Source organism: Streptomyces sp. NPDC048196, from assembly GCF_040652715.1.
Classification (GTDB): domain Bacteria; phylum Actinomycetota; class Actinomycetes; order Streptomycetales; family Streptomycetaceae; genus Streptomyces; species Streptomyces siderophoricus.
Genome location: NZ_JBEZMM010000115.1, coordinates 1 through 1067, shown reverse-complemented (window position 1 = coordinate 1067; position 1067 = coordinate 1). Strand labels below are relative to the sequence as shown.

General features: G+C 69.4%; 2 protein-coding genes. One reads left to right on the top strand and one right to left on the bottom strand.

Translation table 11 applies throughout. The features are described from left to right. A partial coding sequence (locus AB0E02_RS39285) for an IS481 family transposase (RefSeq protein WP_362149585.1) occupies nt 1-949 on the bottom strand: 949 nt, incomplete at its 3' end. Here AB0E02_RS39285 and AB0E02_RS39280 point away from each other — a divergent pair. Further along, the coding region (locus tag AB0E02_RS39280; RefSeq protein WP_362149587.1) for a hypothetical protein at nt 836-1067 on the top strand (232 nt) is incomplete at its 3' end. The genes AB0E02_RS39285 and AB0E02_RS39280 overlap by 114 nt on opposite strands.

Below are 1067 nucleotides of genomic sequence, written 5' to 3'. Positions count from 1 at the left end.
TGTGCTGTCCGGACAGGTTGGTGACGCGGCTGGCTGGGGTGTGGCCGCTGATTCCGGTGTGGGGTCGGTGGTAGTTGTACCAGTCCAGCCAGTCGGGAAACGCTTCTTGCCGTTCGCTGTCTGAGGTGTAGGGCCGGTGGTAGGCCCACTCCTCCAGCAGGGTGCGGTGGAAGCGTTCGACTTTGCCGTTGGTCTGCGGGCGCCAGGGCCTGGTGAAGCGGGGGCTGATGCCCAGCTCGTGGCAGGTGTTGCGCCAGGTGTTCTTGGTGTAGGCCCAGGCGTTGTCGGTCAGGACCCGCTCGACGGTGACGCCGCATCCTGCGAACCAGGCGGTTGCTCGTCGCAGGAAGGCCGCGCAGGTGGCGGCCCGCTCGTCCGGCAGGTCCTCGGTGTAGGCCAGGCGGGAGTGGTCGTCCAGGGCGGTGTGCAGGTAGGCGTATCCGGTGCTGGTGCGGTTCTTGCGGCCGGCGGCCCGGCCGAGGGCTTTGTGGCCGCCGCCGTCGGGGATGCGGCCGAGTTTCTTGACGTCGATGTGGACCAGTTCGCCGGGCCGGGCGCGTTCGTAGCGGCGGACGGGTTCGCCGGTGGCTCGGTCGGTGGCGGCCAGCGGCGGCAGGCCGTGGCGGGTGAGGATCCGGTGTGCGGTGGAAGCGGCGACACCGGCCCGGGCGGCCAGCCGCAGCGGGCCGATCCGGTGCTCGCGTCGCATGCGGACGACCATGTCCTCCACCACTGCGGACGTGCGGTGAGGCTGGCTGTGAGGCCTGCTGGAGCGGTCCCTCATCCCCGCGTGACCATGCCGTTTGTAGCGGCCGGCCCAACGTGCCGCTGTCGTGTGACTGACCTGGAAGCGTTCCGCAGCCCGGCGCAAAGGCCAGCCGTCATCGACGACACACCGGGCCAGACGCAGCCTGCCGGTCGGCGTCAGCGGGGCGTTACGGTGGATCACGAGGGCCTCCTGGGCATCGGTGCAGACTTCGCAATCCACATCGAAACCAGAAGGCCCTCGCCTCTTTCAAGGACCGCTCAAGGCATGTCGCCTGTCACCAACGTCCCGGGACAGCACA